Below are 4170 nucleotides of genomic sequence, written 5' to 3'. Positions count from 1 at the left end.
GGCGCGGGGCGATGGTCACCGACCGCTACCAGCACCTGATGCACCACCCGGACACTGACTCGGTCGCCGGGTTCGCCCGCGAGAATGATCTGACGGTGGTGGCGGTGGACAACACCCCGGGCTCGGTGCCCCTGGAGACCGCGCAGCTGCCCCGGAGGTGTCTGCTGCTGTTCGGTCAGGAAGGACCGGGTGTCACCGTGCAGGCGCAGGACGCGGCGTCGATGACGGTGTCGATCGCCCAGTTCGGTTCGACCCGGTCGATCAACGCCGGGGTCGCCGCCGGCATTGCCATGCACACCTGGGTCCGCCAGCACGCCGACCTGGGGAGGGCCTGGTAGCAGGTCAGCCCTCGTCGCCGATCAGCCCGAGGAGTCCGGGGAACCGGGCGTCGATGTCCTGACGCCGTAGGGTGACCCCGCTCATGTTCCCCAGATCGACCTGGCGGACCAGCCCGGCTTCGCGGAGGACCTTGAAGTGATGGCTCAGGGTCGACTTCGAGACCGGGAGTCCGAAGCTCGTGCAGGTCCGGGGTTCCTCGCCATGACGTTGGTGCCGTTGCTGCTCGCCCCCGGGGGTCGTCCACCGCCTGACCGGCTCAGGTGCCGTGACTCCCGTGTCCGTCGTGGTTGTGTCCTTCCGCTGCCTCATTGTCGGGGCGCTCGGACAATCCGTCGCGTCCGGGGCCACCGGTCATGCCGGTGTCTACCGTGAGGGTTTCGCTGTCGCTTCGGCGAGTATGGTCGTACTGGTAGCGGTCACAGGGGTGCTCTTCGTGGTCCTCATTCGAAAGGCGCGCAGGGATCAGCCGGTTGCCCGCGGTTGAATGAACAGTATGTCGAATGGAATACCGTTGACACCGGATCGGAGTAGATCATCAAATTTGGCCTGGAGAGAAATCTTTATCCGGAACTGTTGGTCTTCGTCGCGGGGATCATAGTTGCGATCATGGCGAATATATTGTCGATCGGGTGGCTGTTCATTTTCGGCATTATTCTGACCCTGGTCTCTCCCGTAGCTGCGCTCGTCACGCTCGTCGTCTCCCGCGCAGCATCCAAGGTGCAGATCGCTCTGTTCGTGCTCGGGATCGTGTTGGGGGCAATGGGTGTCTCCTCCGCGATCGCCAATGCGGATGTACCGGAAGTTTTCTCCCTGACGTTCTTCATGTACATCGGCGGAGCATTATCAATGTCAGCTGCGATCACCCTTCTCCGTCGTCGAAAGATCCCTGCGCGCAGCTGAGCCGACCGCTCGTGTTGGGAAGGGTGCCGTCCACAAGCGGACCATTCAGCCCTTGTCCCCGTTCTCCGGTTCCCCCGGCTCCAGTTCGTGCATCCGCTCCGCGGCCCGGCGGAGCCGCTCCTTCCGTTTCTCGCTGTCGGCCTCCGAAATCTCCTCGTAGAGCTCCTCGTCCTCGTCGGACCACTTCAGGAGCATCCGGGGCACGGTCAGCGTCACCACCAGGGACGGCCACACCACCCACGCCCAGGACACATCGACGATGAACTGCAGCACCAGGAACGACACCAGGGTCACTCCCAGCACCACCGCATCAATGGTCTGGACGAGCTCGCCGCGTTTGTGCAGGCTCTCCAGCTCCGCCTTCTCCGGATCGACACGGTCAACAGGGTCAGCAGGGTCAGCAGGATCAAGAGTGCCTTCCACCCCGCCCGACGGTGCGTCCTGACCCGGTACGGCGACAGCGCGTCCCGAGGAATCGAAGGGCACCCCACCCGGTAGGTCGTCGAAGTAGCCGCGGACGTCCCCCAGTGTCCGGGAGGCGGCGACACCGGCCGACCGGTCATTGAATTCGGCGTCGTCCAGCCGTCCGTCCGCGTAGTGCCCGCCCAGGACCTTCAGGGCGTGGATCCGGTCGTTGTCGCTCAGTCGGATCCTGTCGCCGGGTCGGTCACCTGCACTGTCGGGACTCTCCATGTACTTAAGGCTACCAACACGTGCGCCGACCTCACTGGTACAGGCACAATGAACCGTATGCAGGAACGTTGGGACCACCGCGCCGATCTCGCCGAGCAGGCCGTCATGGAACGCCATGGGGGCCGGCTCTGGGGGATCCCGCGGACGACCCTCGCCGTGGTTGCCTGGCCACCGTCGACGAAGGACAAGCTCTACTACCAGTGGCACTACTGGTGGCAGGCCCATTTCATCGACTGCCAGGTGGATGCCACCCTGCGGCGGAACACGCGTATGCGCCTGGGGATGATCCGCCGGACGATCCGCGGCATGCGCCTGCGCAATTTCGGGCGTCTCACCCGCAACAGGTACTACGACGACAAGGCCTGGCTGGCACTCGCCCTGGAGCGTGTGGACGCGCTCGACCGGTACGGCCGGGTACGGTACCGCGGTTCCCTGGAGGAGGACGTCTTCGACGGCGTCGACTCCCTCACCGGTGTGATGCCGTGGCGTGTCGGCGAGACCTTCTACAACGTCCCCACCAACGGTCCCGTTGCGATCCTCGCTGCCCGGACGGGACGCCTGGAGCTCGCCGAGCAACTGACCGACTGGGTCCACGAGAAACTGATCGACCCCGACGGCCTGGTGATGGACGGCATACGGATGCGCCTGTCCGGTCCGGAGACCGTCACGGACATCCACGCATACTGCCAGGGAGTGATGCTCGCCGCGAACCTGGAACTGGCCCGGGCGCAGCGTCGGGCCGCCGGGATCGACATGGATGCGGTCAACGAGGTCGGCATGGCGTCGATCACCCGCGTCCAGCACCTGGTGGACGCCATCGACCGGCACATGACCAACGATGCCGGCTCACTCGACTGGCGGGCCCGGGGCGGGGACGACGGCCTGTTCAAGGGCATTCTCGCCCGCTACCTCGCCCTGGTCGCCACGTCCCTTCCGGGGGAGGACGCGTCGGTCGCCACGACCAGGCGGGTGGCGCGCCGGCTCGTCCTGCGCTCCGCGGAATCGGTGTGGCGCTACCGGCTGGAGGTCGACGGCCTGCCGGTGTTTCCCGCGTCCTGGGGTGGGGACGCCGTGCTGCCCCAGGCCGGCGGTCTGGTGGGAGCGGCCCTGTCCGGGTCGGCGGCGGCCGCGGAGATCCCCGAGCGGGACCTGTCCGTGCAGCTGTCCGGCTGGATGCTGATGGAGGCTGCGGCGTCGGTCAGTGCACGCCCCTGACTTTTCGGGGGTGCATCTGCGGTCCCGACCCCACAGGAGCGCCCGATCGCGGCATACTTGGGAGGAAAGCGTCAAACCGCCCGACGGACCCGACCGCAATCGACACGTAAGGAACACCAATGCCTATCGCAACCCCTGCCGTCTACCGGGACATGCTGGACAAGGCCAAGGAAGGTGGCTTCGCCTTCCCCGCCATCAACTGCACCTCGTCCGAGACCATCAATGCCGCCCTCAAGGGCTTCGCCGACGCCGAGTCGGACGGCATCATCCAGTTCTCCACCGGCGGTGCGGAGTTCGGCTCCGGCCTCGGCGTGAAGAACATGGTGGACGGCGCGGAGGCCCTGGCCCACTTCGCGCACCACGCCGCCAAGCACTACGGCATCAACGTCGCACTGCACACCGACCACTGCCAGAAGGAGAAGCTGGACACCTACGTCCGACCCCTGGTCGAGATCTCCCGCAAGCGCGTGGAGGCCGGTGAGAACCCGCTGTTCCAGTCGCACATGTGGGACGGCTCCGCGGTGCCGATCGACGAGAACCTGGAGATCGCGAAGGACCTGCTGCCGAAGTGTGCCGAGGCGAACATCATCCTCGAGATCGAGATCGGCGTTGTCGGTGGCGAGGAGGACGGTGTCGAGGCCAAGGCCGGCGACAACCTGTACACCACGGCGGAGGACTTCGAGAAGACCATCGCCGCCATCGGTGCCGGTGACCAGGGGCAGCGCTACCTGCTGGCGGCCACGTTCGGCAACGTGCACGGCGTCTACAAGCCGGGCAACGTGAAGCTGCGCCCGGAGGTCCTGGACCTGGGCCAGAAGACCGCCGCAGCCACGCTGGGCCTGCCGGAGGACGCCCAGCCCTTCGACTTCGTCTTCCACGGTGGATCCGGCTCCGAGAAGGAGAAGATCGAGGAGGCCCTGACCTACGGTGTGATCAAGATGAACGTGGACACCGACACCCAGTACGCGTTCACCCGCCCGATCGCCGGCCACATGCTCGCCAACTACGACGGCGTGCTGAAGA

General features: G+C 66.1%; 6 protein-coding genes. 4 read left to right on the top strand and 2 right to left on the bottom strand.

The window, feature by feature from the left end:
* On the top strand, positions 1–338 hold a 338-nt coding region (locus ACTIL2_RS15160), incomplete at its 5' end, for a TrmH family RNA methyltransferase (protein ID WP_442338310.1).
* Positions 339–342: 4 nt separating this feature from the next.
* Here ACTIL2_RS15160 and ACTIL2_RS15155 read toward each other — a convergent pair.
* On the bottom strand, positions 343–648 hold the full coding sequence (locus ACTIL2_RS15155; protein WP_442338309.1) for an ArsR/SmtB family transcription factor: 306 nt from the start codon (positions 646–648) through the stop codon (positions 343–345).
* A gap of 297 nt (positions 649–945) precedes the next feature.
* Between ACTIL2_RS15155 and ACTIL2_RS15150 the strand changes: the two genes are divergently transcribed.
* A complete protein-coding gene (locus ACTIL2_RS15150) occupies positions 946–1239 on the top strand; it encodes a hypothetical protein (RefSeq protein WP_442338308.1) in 294 nt (97 codons plus the stop codon).
* A gap of 45 nt (positions 1240–1284) precedes the next feature.
* On the opposite strand, the gene ACTIL2_RS15145 is transcribed toward ACTIL2_RS15150, so the two are convergent.
* Positions 1285–1932, bottom strand: coding sequence for a DUF1707 SHOCT-like domain-containing protein (locus ACTIL2_RS15145; RefSeq protein ID WP_442338307.1), 648 nt, complete (start codon positions 1930–1932; stop codon positions 1285–1287).
* Between the two features lie 57 nt (positions 1933–1989).
* Here ACTIL2_RS15145 and ACTIL2_RS15140 point away from each other — a divergent pair, with 57 nt between their 5' ends.
* Positions 1990–3147 (top strand): glycoside hydrolase family 76 protein, encoded by a 1158-nt coding sequence (locus ACTIL2_RS15140; RefSeq protein ID WP_442338306.1) that lies wholly within the window; start codon positions 1990–1992, stop codon positions 3145–3147.
* Positions 3148–3266: 119 nt separating this feature from the next.
* Positions 3267–4170: class II fructose-bisphosphate aldolase (gene fbaA / locus ACTIL2_RS15135; protein ID WP_442338305.1), on the top strand; the 904-nt coding region annotated here is incomplete at its 3' end.

Origin of the sequence: Corynebacterium sp., from assembly GCF_052107835.1 — a bacterium.
Taxonomy (GTDB): Bacteria; Actinomycetota; Actinomycetes; order Mycobacteriales; family Mycobacteriaceae; genus Corynebacterium.
This window is presented reverse-complemented; position numbering and strand designations above follow the sequence as displayed.

What these genes read in the sequence shown, in the direction of transcription:
- ACTIL2_RS15155 (WP_442338309.1), bottom strand. Translation starts at nt 648, where the DNA reads ATGAGGCAGCGGAAGGACACAACCACGACGGACACGGGAGTCACGGCA.
- ACTIL2_RS15150 (WP_442338308.1), top strand. Translation starts at nt 946, where the DNA reads ATGGCGAATATATTGTCGATCGGGTGGCTGTTCATTTTCGGCATTATT.
- ACTIL2_RS15145 (WP_442338307.1), bottom strand. Translation starts at nt 1,932, where the DNA reads ATGGAGAGTCCCGACAGTGCAGGTGACCGACCCGGCGACAGGATCCGA.
- ACTIL2_RS15140 (WP_442338306.1), top strand. Translation starts at nt 1,990, where the DNA reads ATGCAGGAACGTTGGGACCACCGCGCCGATCTCGCCGAGCAGGCCGTC.